Below are 21580 nucleotides of genomic sequence, written 5' to 3' on the forward strand. Positions count from 1 at the left end.
GGGTACACCTCCCGTGTCATGTAGGTTTTGGAAATGGGAACATACGTTTGATAATGCTGTTGAATTCGGTTATACTATTACTAGACTAACAATCGGCTGATTCATTGTCAAAACGAAGCAAAGGACGGATTTTCAAGGTTAGGTTCAACTTGTTTTTGAGCGTACATAGTTCCAATTTTCCGTCAACTTAGGGTCGGCTTTGTCGAAAAAGATGAAGATTTCGTCAACGAAAAAGAGAGCCTGACCGCGAAAAAAGAAGCTAGCGGGCTTGTATTCCACACTACGCCGTTAAATCCGCTTTTTGCCTATTCGTAACACAATATATTGTATTGTATAATGAATTTCGCATACCAGATATTGTGATTGATCTTTGAAAATATTTCCGGGAGGTTGTTGTTTTGAAGACCGTGCAGCAGACCAAATTGGAAGGCTTAAGCGAAAAAATATTTCTTGACCGTTATGCGATGAAGGATGCCGATACCCGCAATACGAAAGTGGGAGATACGGTATTGGTGCTGACGAAGGACGATCCGAAGTTTCCGGCCAAGGAAGTAGGGGAAGTCATTGAACGTCAAGGAAACCGGGTCAAAGTCAAGCTGCGGAGCGGAGACGTTGTCGATTCCTCCGTCGAGAAGCTGACGCTGACGCTGGAAAAAACACCGCAGCAAATGTGGGACCGCTTGGCCGCTGCCATGGCTTCCGTGGAAGCAACTCCGGAGAAACGCAAGGAATGGACGGACAAGTTCCGTTACGTGCTCGACGATTGGAAGCTTGTGCCCGGCGGACGGATCGCCGCAGGAGCGGACGCAAGCGACGAATTGACGCTGTTCAACTGCTACGTCATCCCGTCCCCGCATGACAGCCGCGGAGGCATCATGGCGACGCTGTCCGAAATGACGGAAATTATGGCGCGCGGAGGCGGCGTCGGTATTAACCTGTCCTCGCTTCGTCCGCGGCGTTCCGTTGTCAAGGGCGTCAACGGTTCTTCGAGCGGCGCGGTGTCATGGGGCGGACTGTTCAGCTATACGACCGGCTTGATCGAACAGGGCGGAAGCCGCCGCGGCGCGCTGATGCTGATGATCAACGACTGGCATCCGGATGTGGTCGATTTTATTACCGTGAAACAAACGATGGGCCAGATCACAAACGCCAACTTGTCCGTATGCGTCAGCAACGGCTTTATGAAGGCGGTCAAAGAGGATCTGGATTGGGAATTGGTCTATCCGGATACGACCGACCCCGAATATGACGAGCTGTGGGACGGCGATTTGGACAAGTGGAGAAAGACCGGCAAAAAAATAAACCATTACCGCACGGTCAAAGCGCGCGACGTGTGGCATACGATTATCGAATCCGCATGGAAATCGGCGGAGCCCGGAGTCGTGTTCATGGAATACTATAACCAGATGTCCAACAGCTGGTATTTCAACCCTATCATCTGCACGAACCCTTGCGGCGAGCAGGGATTGCCGGCATGGGGCGTATGCAATCTGTCCGCGATCAATCTGTCCAAGTTTTACGACGAGCATAATCACGATGTGGCTTGGGACGAGCTTGCGAAGGTCGTCCGTTTTTCCACGCGTTTCCTGGATAACGTTATTGACAAAACGCCGTATCACTTCGAACAAAACCGGGTGAATCAACAGGGCGAGCGCCGTGTCGGACTCGGCTCCATGGGCCTTGCCGAGCTGATGATTAAGCTGGGCATCCGCTACGGCAGTCCGGAATCGCTCGAATTCCTAGATAAGCTGTACGGTTTCATGGCGAAGGAAGCGTACTTGGCTTCTGCCGATATCGCGGAAGAGAAAGGCTCCTTCAAGCAGTTCCAAGCGGAACCGTTCCTGCAGAGCGGCTTCATGAAGCATATGACGTCCGTCTTCCCGGAAGTGGGCGCCACCATCCAGAAGAAGGGCATGCGCAACGTCACGGTCATTACCCAAGCGCCGACAGGCAGCACGGGAACGATGGTAGGCACCTCGACGGGGATCGAGCCGTACTTTGCGTTCGAGTACTACCGTCAAAGCCGTCTCGGCTTCGACAAGCAGTACGTGCCGATCGCTCAGGAATGGAAGGATCGGCATCCGAACGAAGAGCTGCCGGACTATTTCGTAACGGCCATGGATTTGTCCGCGGAAGATCATATTCGCGCACAGGCCGCCATTCAAAAATGGGTGGACAGCTCGATCTCCAAGACGGCGAACTGCCCGTCCGACTTTACGGTTGAAGAAACGAAGCAGTTGTACGAGCTTGCCTTCGATCTGGGCTGCAAAGGCGTGACGATCTATCGGGACGGCAGCCGCGACGTGCAGGTGCTGAGCACGGAGAAGAAGGAAGAGAAGGCTGCGGAAGCGAAGCCGGCGGCACAACCGGTGGCAGCCGAGCCATCCGCTGCGGGCGAGGAGAACTCTCTTACCAACCTGTCCCAATCGTTGGCAGTCAACATTGACGCCAAGACAGAGCAGGTGTTCGACAAGGAATACAAGCGCCGGCCGCAGGCTCTGCGTGGGGCGACGTATAAATTCAACACCCCGTTCGGGATGGCTTACATTACGATCAACGATATGAACGGCAGCCCGAGCGAAATATTCTTGAACGTCGGCAAAGCGGGTTCCGATGTCTTCGCGATGTCCGAAGCGCTCGGACGCGTCTGCTCGCTGTTCCTGCGCTACGGCGATCATGGCAACAAGGTGCAGCTGCTGATCAAGCACCTCAAGGGCATCGGAGGCTCCGGCGCGATCGGCTTCGGCGCGAACCGCGTCGAATCGATTGCCGACGCTGTCGCCAAGGCGCTCGAAATGCACGGCGATTTCTCCCATAGCGCGGATGACTACATCACTGCCACGCAGGAGGTCGTGATGGAAACGACCGCTCAATACGCGGTAACACGCAGCGCGGCCATGTCTCTTGACCTGTGCCCGTCCTGCGGCTCGGCTTCGCTGATTAACAGCGAAGGTTGTAAAAATTGCAGCAACTGCGGATACAGCCGCTGCAGCTAGGGAAAGAGGCCCTCGGGCCTCTTTTTTGTGTGTTGTGTTGTTGTTGTTGTTGGCGGACCGTTGTAGGTCTAGGGACGGGTCAAGGGATCACACTACCAGACACGAGTGGATGGCGAGGACGGGGATGTGGGGTCACGGCGACCGTGTCGAGCGCGAGCGTCAGACGCCGCGCGAGTTGCTCCATGTCGGTGTCCTTGACGACCAGCGCGTTGTAGAGCAGGTGGCCGGTCAGCGACTACTGGGTGCAGTAGACCTGCACGTCCACCGTGGACGCGCCCGACCACAGCCCGTGTCGTGCTCGGCGACGTGCTGCAGCGATTAAATCGGCGGAGACGGTCTGAATCCCAAACCTGCCGATTGTGATATCGGCTCAGTACAGCTCGAATCCGTTCGCTTCCTTCTTGAAGAGATGAATCTATTGTCATTCGAGTTATTCGACGTTATAGTTGCCTTTTATGAGGCAAATCAAGGCTGTGGGCGGTCAATTTGTTAGCTTTCTCAAAATGTTTGTAGAAAGCCTCCCAAACGTGGAAAATTAGGATGAAATTCAAGGGATTTTTGAAACCATTTGTGTGTTGGAAAACTTCGCCCTAGCCGCGCGGCGATTCTACATTTCCTATTGAAAGCAGGTACAGAACATGAGCAATGCCAAGGAAACCCCCATACATAAGCTGATTGCCGATATTTTCAATACACTGGCTTTTACTTACAGGCAAGTTTTCATTTTCGAGCTGTTGTATAAGGCACTCACGCTATTCATATTTATTCCGGCGATTTCTTTCATTTTCCACAGGCTTCTCCGCTTGGGCGGATATGTCGGTGCGACGAATTATGAGCTGCTGAATTTCGTTGTGAGCCGATACGGTTTACTATGCATGCTTATTTTGATTCCGGCCGCTACGGTATTGATATTTTTGGAATTTTCGGTTTTGGTGATCATTTCGTACTACGGGCAAAAGAAACAAAGAATCGGGCTTACCCCGGCATTTCTGCAATCCGTGGCCTATCTTCCGTCGCTTTTCAAATATGGCTTTGTTGGCTGGGCCTTTTACTTACTGCTGGTCCTCCCTTTGCTAAGTTCGGGCGGCGGATCCACCCTGTTGCCTACCCTGCAAATTCCGAATTTTATTTCGGGAGAGCTGTTGAAAACGGGCTGGGGCACGCTGCTCTATATAGGGCTGTTCGCCGTCATGACCTTTTTCAATATCCGGTGGATCTTCCTGCTTCATGTAATCGTCATTGAGGGAACAAGCAGCTTCCGGCAAGCCGCTAAAAAAAGCGCAGCTATCCTGAAAAAAAGCTATATCCGAATGTTTGTGGTGCTGCTGTGCATTTCTCTTTTGTTTGCAGTCGTCGTTGTCTTGATTCTGGCCGCGGTGATTCTCATTTATATCGTGCTGCCTCAAGAGACAGCTTTTGCTGAAATTGCGTGGTTCATCGTATCGAAGAGCGCCGTCATTTCTTTGTACCTTGCTACCTTGTTTGTAACGCCGCTTTACATTACAACGCTCACCAGAATCTACATAGCCAAAGCGGACCCGGATCATACCGTCCTGCAAATGCCCAACTGGAGTGCCATTGAAAACCGCTCCTACCAAAGCTGCGGTCTGTTTCACAAGCATAAACGAAAGCTGATCGTACTCGGACTGATCATCGCCTTCGCAACGGCACTCGTTCTGGTTCCGGCCCTCAGCGATATCCAGCCAAGCGATCAAAAAGTAACGGTGATGGCCCATCGCGGCTATATTTCGAAAGGCCCCGAGAATACGATCAAAGCGATGCAAGGTGCTATAGACGCCCATGCGGATTATGCGGAAATCGACATATTGGAAACGAAGGACGGGGAGCTCGCAGTCATTCACGACACCAATCTGAAAAGACTGACAGGCAGCGACACGGAAGTGTACGATCTGACGATGGCTGAACTACGGAAGCTGGAAGTGAAACAAGGGAATTTCACAAGCCAAATCAGCAGTCTTGCGGAAGTAATGAACGCCGCTCGCGGAAAAATCAAGCTGAATATTGAAGTAAAAACGCACGGAAAAGAACGTAATTTAGTAAATACGTTCATTAAGACCATTCGCGAAAATGATTTTCAGACGCATTGTGTCGTGCAATCGCTGGATTATGAAATCGTGCAAAAGATCAAAGCCGCGGAGCCGACGCTTCAGGTCGGCTTCATCATGTTCGCCGGAGTCCCCGATATAGGACAGATCCGCGCCGATTTTGTCGTGATGGAAGAATATATGGTCAACGAATCGATTGTCGCTTCGGCCAAGCTGCATAACAAACCGATCTATGTATGGACGGTGAACGACAGGGATAGTATGGAACGATTTATCGGCATGGGGGTTGACGGGATCATTACGGATTATCCGGAAGATGCGATCTCCGTTGTGGAAGAACTGCGCAGCGGATATCTTGTTCCCCTCCTAAGGTGGCTCAACATCTTGCGGATTTAAACAGGAGACGGAAGTCAGGGGGCGGCGGCGCGTATTGCGGACAGGTTGTGTCAAGGACATAGCTCTTGACAGCCAGAAAGCCCACTTCACCTCACGAGTGGGCTTTCTTTCGTTTGGAACGTTGCTCGTCCGCTCCGATATTGACCGCGGCTCCTTGCACTCTTTTGCGTCTGGTTTTAGTGCGTTCTTCCCCTGGTAAAAAGCCAGCCACCGGCCACGAAAACGAAATAAAGTATAAGATTAAATCCGACGCCCGCCGGCAGCGAGCTGTTGAATAACAGTGCTTTGAAAAAAAAGACGACATGAACGCGCAGCGAAGGAATCGCCGTTCCGATCGGGATCGCCGCAATGAGCAGCGCCCACAGCAGCCAACCGACAGGGTGGTAGGAACCGGAGATCAGCATGCTCAGAAGCGCCATCACCATCAAATAAAAGGCGGTTTGGTAAAGAAAAGAACCTGCCAAGCCAAAGTCAACCCAATGAAACGCTTCAATCAGATCAACGGTATTCGTATAATTCCGGATCACGCCCACTTCAAGCTCAAACCATAAAGAATTGAACAAAGCGATGGCTGCTGCCCAGATGGCAAAGACGAATTGAAGTCCCTTAAAATATTGCTCTCGGCTTGCGCCCAAATGTACGATGCGTTTGTAATAACTGAGCGGCAGCACGATAGCGATAAGGAGCAAAATGAGGATTAGCATGTTGCCGTCCGAAAGGATGGTATTTTGGCTGCTGTCTATAAAGAGGCTAACAATGAATTCTGCCAGCCTTCCAAGCAGGATAAGAATAATGACGCCCCAGATGTAAATCCTCATTTGCAAATAGGTTGCCTTTAAATGAACGGCCCATGCGCCCAATTTAGTGACCTCCTTCGATCAAATACGAGAAAAACTTTTGAAGTGTCAGATTTTCAATCGAAATGTCCATCTCGCGCGCCTGTTGCATGTCCCCATCGTCCAACTTTTCGTAAATAGCGGCAAGTGTGCCGCGGCCATAGGTTTCCGTATATAATACTCGCTTTCCGGCTGTAAACGAAGCCACCGCTTCCGAATTTCCCCGGATCAGATGAGCTGCCATACGTATCCGATCCATTTCATCATGAAGCAGGAGGGAGCCGGCTTCAATAATGTAAACTTTTTCGGCGACTGTGGCGATTTCGTCAATCAAATGCGTAGACAGTAAAATCGTGCGAGGGTGATTGGCATAATCCTCCAGAAGCGCCTTGTAAAATCTTTCCCGCATCAAGACATCGAGTCCGAGCACCGGCTCGTCGTATAACGTCAGCGATGCCCGGCTGGCCAGACCGATGATATTTCCTACGAGCGATTCCGTGCCTCTTGATAGCTGTCTGATTTTTTTGTGCGGATCAAGCCGAAACGTCTCGAGCAGCTCGTGAGCGAACGTCCAGTCCCAATTTGGATGAAAATTCGCAGCAAACTGCAAAACCTCGATAACCCGCGCTCCTCCGAAGTGTTTGTTTTTCTCGCGTACGAAACAGAAATCCTTCGGAAGTTCTCCTTTGCCCAGCTTTTTTCCTCTTACCTCGATTGTGCCGCAGTTCGGGAAGATTCCGCCTGCGATCATGTTAAGCAACGTCGTTTTGCCGGCGCCGTTTCGCCCGAGCAAGCCGTAAATGACGTTTTCCTCGAGCTGCAGATCCAGATTCCGCAATGCGTATGTACGACCGTATTTTTTGTTTAAATTGCCGCAAGTCAATGCTATGCTCACGGTTTGCTCATTCCTTTCTCAACTGTTTGATCATGTCCATGATCTCTTCGGTTGTCAGCCCGAGCTTATCGGCTTCATTCAGCAGATTGGACAACAGTTCCTTGTAGAAACGATCTCTTCGCCTCATCTGAATCTTCTGCTTCGCTTCAGTCGCGACATACATACCAAGGCCTCTTTTTTTATACAGGATACCTTCATTGACGAGCAGGCCGATCCCCTTCACTACGGTCGCCGGATTAATTTGAAACAGTTGAGAAAATTGCGCCACAGAAAGAATTTGCTCGTCCACACGGAAAGTGCCGTTCAGAATATCGTCCTCAATGATGTTGGCTACTTGTTGAAAAATAGGTTGCTTATCGTCGAAAGTGATGTTCATTGCCCCACCTTCAGTGTATCGGTATGTTATCCATCCAGCATACCATAATTTATATGCAAACCATTGTCAATAACCGATCGTTCGATCGAGAAGAGGGGGGCGAATCGGGCAGTATTTTATTGACAATGATTTGAGCATGCATTATAGTATGCTACATTAGTAACATACTAGTATGCTAAGCGAAGAAAAATTGGCAAATGAGAACTTACGAAGTTTCAATAATTGTTATACGAGGAGATGTAAAAAGTGAAAAAGTTAATCGAATTCAAAAAAGTAACGAAACAATACAAAATAGGAGAAGTGCCAATCAAGGCGCTTGACGGTGTTGATTTTTCTATTTCAGAAGGGGAATTCGTCGTTATTTTGGGCGCAAGCGGCGCCGGTAAAAGTACGATTTTGAATATCCTTGGCGGTATGGATACGGCTACCTCAGGCCAAGTGTTTGTCGGCGATCAAGAAATAACAAGATTCAACGAAAAAAAATTAACCGAATATCGCGGTGAGAAGGTTGGTTTTGTCTTTCAATTCTACAATTTGATTCCGAATTTAAACGCATTGGAAAATGTTGAATTTGCCGCTGAAGTATGTAAAAACCATCTGGATGCTCAAGATATTTTACATCGAGTCGGATTAAAGGATCGAATCAAAAACTTCCCTTCCCAGCTCTCCGGAGGAGAACAACAAAGAGTGGCAATCGCTAGAGCTGTCGCCAAAAATCCTTTACTTTTGCTCTGTGATGAACCAACAGGAGCTTTGGATTATGTTACCGGTAAATCCGTCTTAAAGCTTCTTCAAGATTTGAACAGGGAAACGAAAAAATGCGTTGTATTGGTCACACATAATTCCGCAATCGCTCCGATGGCCGATAAAATTATTAAGGTGAAAAGCGGAAGGATAGAAAGCGTGACACTTAATGATGAAAAACAAAGTGTGGAAGGGATTGAGTGGTGATGATGAAATTATTACTAAAATTAGTAAGGGATATTAGACAATCGATAGGGCAATTCATAGCCATTGTTTCGGTTATTGCAGTAGGAGCTTTTTTCTATGCGGGGCTTATCACGTATAGTGATACCCTTAGCGCTTATACGAAGGCATACTTTAAAGAACATAATTTAAGCGATTTGAACGTGTATTACAGTCAAATTTCCAAAGATGAAGTGGCCGGATTAAGCAAAATTGAAGGGATAAATAAAATAGAAGGACGTTATACGTTGGACGCCACGCAAGCGTTTGAAGGGTATAAAGCTTCAATTAAAATGCATTCGATCCCAGTGAACAATGAAATCAATACGCCTACTATGGTGGAGGGCAGAATCCCGTCAAAAAAAGATGAGATCTTATTAGATTCCCATTATGCCAAAGAACATCAGGTTCGTGTCGGCGATAAAATCAGGATAAGTTCGAATAAAAAAGACTACAGCTTTACGATCAGCGGTTTGTGTGAGAATGTTGAATATGCCAAAAAGAACGAAATACAAGACCATAAAACCTACGGAATAGCTTATATGGCCGAAGAGGCGATCCCTGAAATGGTAGACAGCTTTTCCTACAATGAAGTCCTGATTGATGCCAAAGAAGGCTACGATCTTGACCAATTAGGCAAATCCATTGAAGCACATTCCAAACTGCTTTCCTATTTAAACCAAGTAAGTAAAGAAAGGACTTTCAGTTATTCGAAACTAACGGAAACGATCCATAATAATAACTTGATGAGCAAGGTTATCCCTTTCGTTCTCTTTTTGATAGGAGCTATTATCCTGTTCCTTACCATGTCGAGGATGATCGATTCTCAAAGAAATCAAGTAGGTATTATGAAGGCTTTGGGTGTAAAAAACAGGACGATCATGCTTCATTACATGGGATACCCTTTGCTGGTAGGGATTATAGGCTCAATTCTAGGTTGCTCCATAGCCGCTATTGTATTTATTCCTTTAGTAACTGCGTCGAGTTCTAGGGCTTACTCTCTGCCAGGAATAAAATTCGCCCTTGATTTGTATTCGATCCTTCCTCCCATTCTATTCTCTAGTGCCTTTGGACTTCTTTCGTGTTACTTAAGCGGCAGAACCGTATTAAAAGAACGTGCGGCTCAAGCTATGCGTCCTAAACCGCCAAAGAAGATGAAAATGCTTCTCATCGAAAGAATTCCGGGTCTTTGGAGTCGTATTTCCTACAGTTACAAACTGATTTTAAGAAATATACTGCTGAATAAACAAAAAGCTTTCGTGAGCTCGGTTGGTGTTGTTGCAAGCACGGTTTTATTGATAACTGCCTTCGGCACGCACACGGCTTTGCTAAAAGTGGCTGACCAGATTGAAGAGGTTTATGCTTATGATTTAAGAGTAGATTATGCGATAGGAGCATCTTCCGATGCGTCAAACCTCCCCTCCGGTATTAAACAAAAATTTCATCTATCTGCCTTTCCTGTTGAATTCATCAAAGATGATAAAAAAGAAAAGGCCACTTTAACGGTTACTGAAAAAGAAAACAATCTCATTCATTTCTTTGACGAAAATAACAATAAACTATTTCTGGAGAATAACGGGGTCTTGGTGCCCAAATCTTACGCCGACAAATACCATATTGTAGAAGGGGATCTCATCCAGATCAAGTTCACAGCACCGGAGTTTAAAAATAAGATGATCGAAATGAAGGTTTTAAATATATCTACCCAGTATTCGAATCCGTCGTTTTATAGCACGCCAGCCTACTTAAATAGCTTTGGCATAGACTACAATCCATCCTCGCTTTTAGTTGAAGCCAATAGCTCTGCAGATCTTGTAAGCGTTCGTAACTTTATTGAGCAAGATCCTCACGTAGATAAGATTACAGATAAGAACGATCTTAAGAAATCAGCTCAGTATATTGTGAAGCAAAACAGCTTTGTTTTTATCATGTTTATCATTTGTGCCGTCATTCTCTCCTTTGGCGCCATTTATACGATATCTTCCATAAACATTTATGAAAGGAATCGTGAGCTTGCCACACTTAAGGTATTAGGCTATGCAAAATATAAAATCAACAGACTCATATTTTTTGAAAACATCATCCTAACCACATTTGCGGTAATTGTTGCTTTACCGATTAGTGGCTATATGTATACCATTATTGTAAAGGCGCTCTCTAGCGCCCATCAACAAATCCCGGATCAATTAAACGTTTTCGTATTGCTGGCAGCTGTTATTCTTGCATTCTTACTTACCATTCTGGCAAACCTGCTACTTAGGAGAAAAGTAACCCAAATCAATATGATTGAATCCTTAAAAAGTATAGAATAATGGGGAGTTCGGCCCAACTTATCCAATGTATGGTGGATTGTAGTCGTCCATAGCACTGCGTGCTCATTTATATAAAAGGTTACGAAAAATGTGAGAACTTGATTTTAGTGATACAATATAACATAATAATCACTCTGCATGCTTAATGGAAAAACTGGGGATCATGACGAAGTATGCAGCCATTATATCAATGAGGAGAGGTTATCATGGATTTGAAAAATAGAACAGCGATTATTACCGGAGCGGGAAAGGGCATCGGCAAAGCGATCGCCGTGGAGCTTGCCAAAGAAGGAGTTAATCTCGGTCTGACGGCCAGAACTTCGTCCGATCTGGAATCGCTTCGCGCGGAGCTGGAAAGTACATATAGCGTCAAAGTATATACCGCAGCCGCAGACATTGCCAAACGAGGAGAGGCCGAGCAAGCCGTCGGATCGCTAATTAGCAGCCTTGGTTCACTTGACATTTTGATCAATAATGCAGGGATCGCACAGTTCGGCACCGTGGCCGATATGGAACCCGAGTTATGGGAGAGCATCATTCAAACGAACCTGATGGGTACTTATTATGTCACTCGTGCCGCGCTGCCGACGATGCTGGCGCAAGCGAGCGGCAGTATCATCAACATCTCGTCCACGGCTGGAGAGCGGGGCTTCGCGACCGGCTCCGCTTATTGTGCGTCCAAGCATGCGGTGATGGGTTTTACGGAAGCGCTGATGCAGGAGGTCCGCAAATCCAACATTCGCGTAACGGCGCTCACGCCAAGTACGGTCAACACCGAACTCGCAACGAACGCCGGCCTCAAAATCGGTGACGAAGACCGCATGATGCAGCCGGAGGACGTAGCGGAACTTGTGCTCGCCACGTTGAAGCTGCCGGCACGTGTTTTCATCAAAAACGCCGGGATTTGGACGACCAATCCGCAATAGATCTGGTCGCGGTGACCGCGGTATGATGCGGAGTCCGTATCTTCGAAATGGTGAATATGTTATACAAAACGGAGTCTCGCGGGTTTGCGGGCTCTGTTTTTTTATTATTAATTATGGAAATAAATACATGGTTTGGACTATAGTAGAGTAATAGGGAAAACATTTCTAAAATCCCTCTTTTTATTGGAACTCATTTTCACGAGGGTAGATTTGCAGAAACAAAGAGAGGAGATGAAGAACCGATGACACCTGCTGACGGAACAGCCCTGAATGATACTTTGGGCGGCAGCCGATGTTGCTTGCCGCTGTTTTCGAATAACAGGGGCCAGGGCGAACCCGTGGGCGATTACGTTTTCCATAAGATCCGTTTGGGGAACCGACAATTCAAAGTAATGACGGAATTTGTCCGTCGGCATCAGCTTTGCATGCCAACTTTTCTAACGGCGGTATGGTCTGTCTTGCTATCCCATTATGCCAATCAATACGAGGTGCCCGTTTTGTATTCCGTTGTGCCGGACGAAGCCGGGAGCGAAAGCTATCAGCACTATCCGCTGTTCGTCAACATTCGGAAGGAAGATTGTCTTCTTGATTTGGTGTGTAGGGTCAAAACGCAAATGGATGATCGGAAAACAGGCGGCGGTTCTTGGAGCGAAACGTTGGCGCAGCAAGCGGAAGGGGGGCTTTCTGCACCGGGGCGCGAGGGCTATTTTAATGTAGGAATCTTGGAAGCGCATGGAAGGAGTCTGCTACCGACTGCCAATTCGGAGGCATCAGATCGTCGTGGCATGAACCAGCCGGAGATTGCACTCCGTTATCGTTACAGCCTCAACGAACTCGAATGTGCGGTTCAGTATGACGGCAAGCGCTTCGGCAAAACGCAGATCTCCCGACTCGCGGGGCAGTTCCGGGTGCTTCTGACCAACGTATTGAATGACCCGGAGAAGCCTGTGCTTTTCCATCCGTTCCTGACTGCAAGCGAAGGGAAGCAATTCAGCCGATGGAACGATACGGACAGGGAATATCCCGCGCATAAAACCGTTCATCAATGGGTCGAGGAACAGGCGGCCAGGACGCCGGAGGCGGTCGCTTTGGAGTTTCGTCAGCAGAGGCTGACCTACTCCGAATTAAACCGCCGGGCTAACCGAATTGCCCGCGTCATTGTGGATGCGTATCAGAGGAAAGAGCAGGACGATCTGCCGCGAGGGATGCTGATTCCCATTATGATGGAGCGAAGCGCGGATGTGATACCGGCTATGCTGGGAGTCATGAAGACGGGAGGGGCTTACCTTCCGGTTGATCCCCAGTATCCGGAGGAGCGCATTCGGTTTATTTTGGAGGACGCTCAGGCCCAAATCATTGTGACAACGTGCCAATTGGCCGCCAAGCTGAAGCCGGTCATTTCTCAAGCCGGGATGGAGGCGGAGGCGCTTATATGTATCGACGAGCAGCTTGCGCAGCCCTGCGATTCCGATGAAAATTTGAACGTTGAGGTCAAGCAGGACGATCTGGCATACGTCATCTATACGTCCGGCTCTACAGGAAAACCGAAGGGCGCGCTCATCGAACACGCCGGACTTGTTGCGCTGATTCCTTACCTTATCGACAGGTTTGGGCTGACTTCGGAAACGCGAGTACTGCAATTTGCTTCCATCAGCTTTGACGCGTCGGTGTACGAATGGATCGGCACGCTTACGGTCGGCGGAACGCTCGTTGTCTTGTCGGACGAGGAACTGCCTCCCTATGCCGATATTTCGGATGTACTCGAGCAAAAAAACATTCATCTTGCCATGCTGCCGCCGGCCGTCTTACGAACGATGAGTAAGCGGGACTTGCCCGGCTTGCGGACGATCGTGTCGGCGGGGGAGGCTTGTACTCCGGATATTGTGAACGATTGGGGAAAAGAACGGTTATTTCTGAACGCCTACGGTCCGACGGAAGTAACGATTATTTGTTCCGTAGGGCTCTGCCGTCCGGGGAAAATAGTGACGATCGGGCAGCCCGTTTACAACAAACGCCTGTTCGTCCTGAATCCGTTCGGCCAACCGGTTCCGGTCGGCGTTCCCGGCGAGCTGTGGGTGGGCGGCGTCGGACTGGCCAGAGGCTACCTGAACCGCGAAGAGCTGACCAAGGAACGGTTCGTCCACAAAGAGCTTGTGATGGGGGACGGGCATGCTCCGCAAATCGAGAGGTTATATAAAACCGGAGATATCGTCAAATGGACGCCGGGCGGGGAATTGATATTTATCGGCCGCAGCGACGATCAGGTCAAAATTAGAGGCTACCGCATTGAACTGGGGGAAATCGAGCATCGGCTCCGGCAGTATCCCGGCATTGATCAATGCTTGGTCAGGGCGTGGCACGACGGGCATTATCAGAAATTGGCGGCTTACTACACCTCCGCCCAAGAGCTGGAAGAGGCCGAACTGACGCGGCACTTGACCTCCGTGTTACCGGCTTACATGATTCCGTCTTACTTTTGCCGACTGGAAGCGTTTCCTTTAAATACAAACGGTAAAGTGGACCGGTCGGCGCTTCCTCATCCGAATACGGTGTGGAAACACTCCTCCGAAAAGGCGTCGGAAACGGGCGAAGACGAAATGGAAAAGCGGCTGCTTCACATTTGGCGGCACCTGCTCAAGCGGCAAAATATCGGGGTCAACGATCATTTTTATGCGGTTGGGGGAGACTCGATCCTTGCTATTCAGACGGTATCCATGGCCAGGGATCACGGAATTATCGTGACGCCCAGACAAGTGGCGGAGCATCCGACCGTGAAGGATCTGGCAGCCGTAGCCGCTTGGGTGGATGGAGGGAAGGAAAAGGAGCAGGCCGTCGATTTGGCGGGCGAATTCGGGCTGACGCCGATTCAACACTGGTTTTTCGAGCAGCGGTTCGAAGAGCCGAACTATTTCAATCAGTCGCATATGCTGCTGCTCAATCATTGCGACCCTGCGAGGCTGGAGACGGCTCTTAACCGGCTGGTCCGGCTGCATCCGGAGCTGGCGGCGCAATTCGTAAGGCGCGGGCATGCCTATGTGCAGCGCTACCGAACGGATGCCGTCGTACGGCTTGCTTCTTACACCATTCAAGAGACAAACCGCCCCGATCCGGAAATTGCCGCCATCTGCGCGAAGTGGCACGGACAATTAGATTACGAGTCGGGAACGATGCTTCGTGCCGGGTTGATCGAAGGCCACCCTGACGGTAAAATTCGTCTGTTCCTTTCCGTTCATCATCTGGTCATCGACGGGGTTTCTTGGAGAATTTTGCTTCAAGAGCTGTATCCGTTGTATCTCGGCGCCGAGCTGCCCCCGGTTCCAAGCCCATTCAAAAAATGGCAGGCTGCGATCGCGGACTATGCTCAAAAAGAGGAGTTGCGCGACCATATCAGCTATTGGAGTGACGTGCTGACCCGTTCCACCGCATTCCAGTTGCCCGTAGACTGTTGCGCGGATAACCGAAGCAGCGCCGAATCCGCGGAGCTCATTGCAACGCTGCCGCCAAGCGATACGCAGCGGCTGCTGCACCGGTGCGCTCACGCTTACCATACGCAGATCAACGATCTGCTGCTTACCGCCTGGTCCCTGATGCTGTCCGCCTGGTCCGGACAGGGGACGGTCGCCTTCCGGCTGGAGGGTCATGGACGGGAGCACTCCGTATCCGACATGAACTTGACCCGGACGATCGGCTGGTTCACGTCGATGTTTCCCGTGTGCATCCGGTTGTCGGCTGAAACTCCTTTGGGAGAAACGATCAAATCCGTCAAGGAGCAGCTGCGCCGCATTCCTGACCGGGGCATCTCGTTCGGGGCTCTGCGGTACTGCCATCCGGACGAGGCGGTCCGAACGGCCTTGACCGCTTCCGAGCCGCAGGCGCTGTTCAACTATTTGGGCCAGTTCGATCAGACCGAAGCCGGGGAAGTGAACGAATGGCTGAGCTTCACGCGCGATGCCGCACAGGATCATAGCTCGCCGCAAAACCACGGAACGAGTCTGTTGGAGCTTAACTGCTCAGTCGTTCAGGGCCAGCTGCATTTGTTCATGAAATACAGCAGACGTCATTACGAGGAAACGACGATTGCCCGGTTGACCGAATCCTTCATCTCCTGTCTGCTTTCCATTATCGAACACTGCGATGGGAAAGAGAGCGAAGAATTTACGCCGGGCGATTTTCCACTGGTTTCCGTCGAACAGCTTTCACTGGACCGGATGGTAAACACGTACCATGCGCAATGCGGTCTGGATAAAATCATGCCGCTTAGCCCGCTGCAGAAAGGACTTTTGTTCCATTATTTGGATCATCCATCCTCCGACCAATATTTCGTGCAGACGAGCTGGAAATATGAAGGCAGGCTCGATGTCACCCGTTATCGGGAGGCGTGGCAGCGTGTCGTTGCTGAAAACGATTGTTTGCGGACGTGCTTCGTCTGGGAAGCGCTGGACGAGCCGGTACAGTGTGTCGTCCAAACAGCGGAACCGGATTGGACGGTAGAGGATATCAGCTCGCAGCCTGCGGATCGGCAGCAAGAGTACTTCGAACAGTGGATCACGCTGGACCGCGAGCGCCGCTTCGACCTGCGACGGCCGGCGTACCGCCTTGCGCTGATTCGCAGCGGTCCGGAGGAATGGACGGTGGTTTGGAGCTACTATCATATTTTGCTGGATGGATGGAGCCTTCCGCTGCTGCTCAATCGGGTTCACGACCTCTATGAATGCAGCTTGCAGAACATAGCGCCTCCCCGCAATCCGTCGCTCCCTTTTGAACCTTACATCCGGTGGCTGATGACGAAGGAACGGACGGAGGCCGAAACCTTCTGGAAGGCTTATTTGGCTGACGTTACCGAGCCGACCCCGCTGCCGATGGAGAAAAGCGGCTTGCGCTTCGATGCGCACCAGCCCATCCGCAGGCAGCAGACCGAGACGCTGCAATTGGATGCAAGCTTTACCGGGCGCATGACGGCGTTTGTGCAGCAAACGCAAATATCGCTGAATACCTTGGTACAGTTCGCTTGGGGAAAAGTACTGCAAGTGCTTCATGATGCGGATATAACCGTCTTCGGCATGGTCGTGTCCGGCCGTGGGTCCGATCTTGCCAAAGCGGACCGTATCACCGGCTTGCTGATTAATACGCTTCCTTTGGTGATGCATTGGAATACGGAGCAGTCTGTCGCTGACTATGTAAAGGAGCTTCATCATACGATTCAAAAGCTGAACGATTACTGCTACGTCAGCCTGAACGAATTGAAGGACTGGAGCTCCGTGCAAGACCATACGCTGTTTCACAGCATCGTCGCTTTCGAAAATTATTTGAACGACTACCGTCAGCCGGCAAGCGGACTGAACATGTCGGCGATGGAGGAACGCGAGAAAACGAATTATCCGCTGACGATCACCATCACGAGCGACGGAGACCGAATCGTCATCAAGCTGATTTACGATGCGGACCGATTGGAGCAGGAAACGGTTCGCGGGTTGACGGAGCATCTGCTTCAGGCTTTGCATTTTGCGGTCGAGCATCCGGATAGCGCTGTCGGAGACATTAGCCTAATGGCCGAAGACGAATACGACCGGATCGTCTACGATTGGAATCGTACGTTCACGGAGTATCCCCGGGAGAGTTCGGTTCCCGAGCTGTTCGGGGAGCAGGTCCGGCACCGGCCATCTCAAACGGCGGTAATCGCATACGACCGGGTCGTGACTTACGAACGGCTCGACCAATTGTCCCGGCATGTGGGGAGCTTGCTCGCGGAGGATGCGCCGGTTCGCGGGAAGCTCATCGGCGTCTGTCTGCCGCGCTCGCTCGGCTTTATCGTTTCCATCCTGGGCATCTTGAAGGCGGGCTGCGCCTATGTGCCGATCGATCCCGATTTCCCGGCGGAACGCACGCGCGACATGATCCGGGACGCCGGACTGGACACGATCATCACCTCGCGCAGTGGAGCGGAAAGCCTGGCGGAAACGTGTCGGGGTGTGAGCTTAAGGCTGATCTGCGCCGATGATTTCGACACCGTGACATTTATGGGGCAGGAAGAGAAAGGGACATGTCCCGCGGACGCCTCCGATCTTGCTTATCTGATGTATACGTCCGGTTCGACGGGCAAGCCGAAAGGCGTAATGGTCGAGCATCGTAGCATCGTCCGTCTGGTGAAGCATACGAACTATTTCCCGTTTTCCCCGGATATCAAGCTGCTTTATACCGGTTCGCCGGTCTTTGACGCTTCCACGTTTGAAATTTGGGGCACGCTGCTGAACGGGGGCCGACTGTTCGTCGTTTCCAAAGACGATCTGATGAACGTCCGCCTGCTGGAGCAGCGGATGAAGGCATGGGGCATCAACGCGTTATGGCTCAGTGCCGCATTATGCAACCAGTGGACCCAGGAGAACGAAACGATGTTCGCCGGACTCCGTTGGCTGCTCGTAGGCGGGGAAGCGTTATCGCCGAAGCCGATCAATCGTTTGCGGCTCGCGTATCCGTCGCTGACCATTCTCAACGCCTACGGTCCGACGGAGAACACCACCTTTTCGACGAGCTATCCGATCGAGCGGACTTTTGAGCGCGACATCCCTATCGGCAAGCCGATCAGCAATACGACCTGTTACATTCTGGACAAAAGGGGACGTATCCAGCCTGTCGGAGCCGTCGGAGAAATCTACTTGGGAGGAGACGGCGTCGCGCTCGGCTATTGGAAGCAGGAGGAGCTGACGCGGAAGGCGTTTGTTCCGAATCCGTACGTCTCCGCCGAGGATCGCGAAAAAGGAAGAAATTTGGTGCTGTACCGGACAGGAGATCGCGGGAGATGGCTTCCGGATGGCAACATCCAGTATATCGGGCGGAGCGACGGCCAGTTGAAGCTTCGCGGCTTCCGGATCGAACTGGGAGAGATCGAGCACCGCCTTGGCTGCTATCCCGCCGTCAAGCAATGCCTCGTCGTCGCCCGCGAGCTCCATGGGGAACTGCGGCTGATCGCTTATTATACATCGGAAATCGATGAACAGGATGTTCAAGAAGAACGGCTTCGAGCTTTTATGGCTGACGGCCTGCCTTCGTACATGCTTCCTTTCCGGTACGTTCGGCTGGAGTCGTTTCCGTTAACGGTGAACGGGAAAATCGACCGGGCAAGACTGCCTCTGCCGGAAGCGCGCCGTACCGGACAGACGTCCGAACCCGGTGCCGCAACCGAGCTGGAACAACGGATGGAGCAGATCTGGCGCACTGTGCTGAAGCTCGATCACATCCGCAAGGATGAAGAATTTCACGCGTTGGGAGGCCATTCGCTTCATGCGCTGCGCATCGTCAGCCTGCTGCAAAAGGACGGTTACCCGGTGACAGTCAACCAAATCTTCCGGGAGCAAACGATCGAACGTTTGGCCCAATCCTTGAGCGGAACGCTTCCGGCTTCGGATTCGGTTTCGATGGCCCGCTCGGATACGGAAATGACGTTGAGACAGCAGACGTACCCGAATAATGGATTTCCGCTGTCGGCGGTGCAGAGACGTTTTTTCAACCGTGATTTGAAGAACCGCAACATGTTCAACGTGCCTTATCTGGCTTTGCTCAAGCTGCGGATCACGAAGCCAGAGATGAACCGTGCGCTGCAACTGCTGGTCGATCGGCATGCGGCGCTGCGGCTAACCTTTGCCCGACTCGATCACGGGGAATGGTACCAATATGAGCGGGACATCGATATGGACCGGGTGTTTTCCTATGTGGATCTGGGGGAGGCTGCGGCGTCCCATGACACCTTTATCTCGGACTACTGCTCGAAGCTTCAGCATGAATTTGACATCGGGGAAGGTCCTTTGTGGAAAGCCGTATTGTTTGACCATTATGGCGGCGGAAGCGGGCAGGTGCTGCTGCTCTTGTTCCATCATCTGATTTTTGACGGGATGTCGATGAACATCTGTCTGGATGAATTCAGACAGCTTCTCTTCACGTGGGCTGATGGGGGGCTCGACAAGGAAGCGGGAAGCAGCTACCGCGATTGGTGCCTGGCGTTGACGCAATATGCAGCCGGGGGCATACCGGCCGAGGCGGCAGCCTATTGGAGGGACGTTGTCGGAGGCGGCAAGTCTTTGCAGGTCGATTGGGAAGCGCAGGAATGGCCGGTTCATCGTCATATGGCGACGATCACCTATGATTTACTGGAAGACAACGAGCAGATTGGCCTGTTGAAAGCGTTGGCGGCACAGCGGCAAACCACCCCGCTCGGCGTCCTGCTAGCGGCATTGTCCCGGGCTTGCTTCGACTTGAAAAAGCAGCCCGACCTGCTGCTGCATCTGATGTCCTACCAGCGCGAGTCCTTTTTGCCGAACGTTGCCATTGACCGCACGATCGGATTTTTTGCCGGGGCTTATCCCGTACGAATCCGCATCGGGAAGCAGGAGCTTGCGGGCGATACCGAGGCGTTGCTGGAGCATGTCAAGCAGATGCTGCACGATATTCCCAAGGAAGGCATGGACTATTTTGCTCTGCGGCATATCATCCCGGAGCTTCATCCGGAGGCGGAGCCGCTTATCGATGAAAGCCGCATGCTGTTCCATTATCAATCGGAGGAAACGGCTTGGCAAGCCGACGATTTCTACGAGCCGTTGACCCTTCCGTACGGAAATACCAACGCGCCGGACAACCCTTCCGCTTATTGGTTAAACATGACGGCTTGCTTAAAGCGGGACAGGTTGAGCTTGACTTGTTACTACAGCATGCTGCACTACGAAGAACAAACGATTGTCGGGCTGGTGCGCCGGTTTGCCGGGAATTTGCGCCATTGCATTGAGGTTCATACGCTCACACCTACGGGAGAAGGGAGTTTCCGGTCATGAAAATTTATGAATTTTGCCCGTTTTTCAACGAAAACCGGGTGGCGGAAATCAAATTGAAAGAAGATGCCCGCTGGATCGACGAGCTTCACGTGATCGAAGCCAATAAGACATTCAGCTATGCTGACAAGCCGAGAAACTTCGATCCTGCTTATCTCGGTCCGAAGGTGATTTACCATTCGCTTCATGCCGACAACGCGTTTCGCAAGCCGGAGCGGCACCAGTTGTATTTTAACCCGGAAACTTGCCAAGCGGCGAACTTTGACCGCTGGTATTGGCGCTTGCTGAGCTACAACAGCGCATTTCATAACGAAGCGTATCAGAGAAGCCGGTGCTCCGACATTTTGCGGGAGCGGGTCGAGGATGACGATGTCATCATTCTGGCCGACTTCGACGAGATCATCGACAGCCGAATGGCGGACCGGATTGTCTCCGAGGTGAAAAGACGTCAAGTCATTACCGTCAAAATGCACTATTCCGTCTTTTTCCTAAATCTATTCTGCCGCTCCAATCACGGTGCTCCTCACTGGAGCTATCGCGTATTCGCGATGACCGGACGATTTTTCAGAAGCATGCCTTTCTCGGCGGATTATCTAAGGAAGAAAGGGATTGCCGAAGGGCTCTATCCAGACATCTACTGCCTGGAGGAATCGGCCGGGTTTCATCATTCGTGGCTGGACTATCGTCAAACCGCACGGCCCAAGCTTCAAGCGTTTGCGGCCAATGTCAAGGACAAAAGAATCGTGAACGAGGATTACATCAAGCAGTGTCTGGAGGATAAAAAGCTGTACTATCTCGATACCGAGCTGTACGTCGATAACGAAAAATCGTTTTTGACCGCGCTGCAGGACATCCAAGCGGCGGATCTATGGTATTGAAATCATTGAACAGCAAGCCTATGAACCCGAAGCCTTTCGGGTTCTTTTTTATAGTTACAAAAAAAGAATTGACAACGCTTACATTTTAGTGAATGATGGATGTAGAAAACAAACCTG

At 50.9% G+C, this 21580-nt stretch carries 10 protein-coding genes; 7 read left to right on the plus strand and 3 right to left on the minus strand.

Annotated features, from left to right (window positions below; all coding sequences use genetic code 11):
• Window positions 1-398: 398 nt before the first annotated feature.
• Both QJ48_RS12945 and QJ48_RS12950 read left to right on the plus strand, forming a co-directional pair.
• Window positions 399-2996: an adenosylcobalamin-dependent ribonucleoside-diphosphate reductase gene (locus QJ48_RS12945; RefSeq protein WP_054973990.1), complete on the plus strand. Its 2598-nt coding sequence runs from the start codon at window positions 399-401 to the stop codon at window positions 2994-2996.
• 638 nt (window positions 2997-3634) lie between these two features.
• Window positions 3635-5458 (plus strand): glycerophosphoryl diester phosphodiesterase membrane domain-containing protein, encoded by a 1824-nt coding sequence (locus tag QJ48_RS12950; protein ID WP_054973991.1) that lies wholly within the window; start codon window positions 3635-3637, stop codon window positions 5456-5458.
• 176 nt (window positions 5459-5634) lie between these two features.
• Here QJ48_RS12950 and QJ48_RS12955 read toward each other — a convergent pair whose 3' ends face one another.
• From QJ48_RS12955 to QJ48_RS12965, 3 genes are read right to left on the minus strand one after another with little or no spacing between them, the layout of a single operon-like run.
• Complete coding sequence (locus QJ48_RS12955; RefSeq protein WP_054973992.1) at window positions 5635-6318, minus strand: hypothetical protein; 684 nt, start codon at window positions 6316-6318, stop codon at window positions 5635-5637.
• Between the two features lies 1 nt (window position 6319).
• Window positions 6320-7189 carry an ATP-binding cassette domain-containing protein gene (locus tag QJ48_RS12960; RefSeq protein WP_054973993.1) on the minus strand — a complete coding sequence of 290 codons (870 nt, stop codon included), beginning with the start codon at window positions 7187-7189 and terminating at the stop codon, window positions 6320-6322.
• Window positions 7190-7196: 7 nt separating this feature from the next.
• Window positions 7197-7565 carry a GntR family transcriptional regulator gene (locus QJ48_RS12965; RefSeq protein ID WP_054973994.1) on the minus strand — a complete coding sequence of 123 codons (369 nt, stop codon included), beginning with the start codon at window positions 7563-7565 and terminating at the stop codon, window positions 7197-7199.
• 246 nt (window positions 7566-7811) lie between these two features.
• Here QJ48_RS12965 and QJ48_RS12970 point away from each other — a divergent pair, with 246 nt between their 5' ends.
• The 5 genes from QJ48_RS12970 to QJ48_RS12990 all read left to right on the plus strand — a co-directional run bounded on the left by QJ48_RS12970 (window position 7812) and on the right by QJ48_RS12990 (window position 21463).
• A complete protein-coding gene (locus QJ48_RS12970; RefSeq protein ID WP_054973995.1) occupies window positions 7812-8516 on the plus strand; it encodes an ABC transporter ATP-binding protein in 705 nt (234 codons plus the stop codon).
• 2 nt (window positions 8517-8518) lie between these two features.
• Window positions 8519-10843, plus strand: a complete 2325-nt coding sequence (locus QJ48_RS12975; RefSeq protein WP_054974034.1) for an ABC transporter permease — start codon at window positions 8519-8521, stop codon at window positions 10841-10843.
• 206 nt (window positions 10844-11049) lie between these two features.
• Window positions 11050-11769 carry a 3-ketoacyl-ACP reductase gene (locus QJ48_RS12980; RefSeq protein WP_054973996.1) on the plus strand — a complete coding sequence of 240 codons (720 nt, stop codon included), beginning with the start codon at window positions 11050-11052 and terminating at the stop codon, window positions 11767-11769.
• Window positions 11770-12227: 458 nt separating this feature from the next.
• Window positions 12228-20588, plus strand: coding sequence for a non-ribosomal peptide synthetase (locus QJ48_RS12985; protein ID WP_237762892.1), 8361 nt, complete (start codon window positions 12228-12230; stop codon window positions 20586-20588).
• Window positions 20585-21463 (plus strand): hypothetical protein, encoded by an 879-nt coding sequence (locus QJ48_RS12990; RefSeq protein WP_054973998.1) that lies wholly within the window; start codon window positions 20585-20587, stop codon window positions 21461-21463. Before QJ48_RS12985 ends, QJ48_RS12990 begins: the two co-directional genes overlap by 4 nt.
• The last annotated feature ends 117 nt before the right edge of the window (window positions 21464-21580 follow it).

It is taken from the genome of Paenibacillus sp. A3, assembly GCF_001399685.1.
Taxonomy (GTDB): domain Bacteria; phylum Bacillota; class Bacilli; order Paenibacillales; family NBRC-103111; genus Paenibacillus_G.

Excerpts from the sequence above, each read along its gene's own strand:
- QJ48_RS12975 (WP_054974034.1), top strand. The coding sequence starts at position 8,519 with ATGAAATTATTACTAAAATTAGTAAGGGATATTAGACAATCGATAGGG.
- QJ48_RS12980 (WP_054973996.1), top strand. The coding sequence starts at position 11,050 with ATGGATTTGAAAAATAGAACAGCGATTATTACCGGAGCGGGAAAGGGC.
- QJ48_RS12965 (WP_054973994.1), bottom strand. The coding sequence starts at position 7,565 with ATGAACATCACTTTCGACGATAAGCAACCTATTTTTCAACAAGTAGCC.
- QJ48_RS12990 (WP_054973998.1), top strand. The coding sequence starts at position 20,585 with ATGAAAATTTATGAATTTTGCCCGTTTTTCAACGAAAACCGGGTGGCG.
- QJ48_RS12950 (WP_054973991.1), top strand. The coding sequence starts at position 3,635 with ATGAGCAATGCCAAGGAAACCCCCATACATAAGCTGATTGCCGATATT.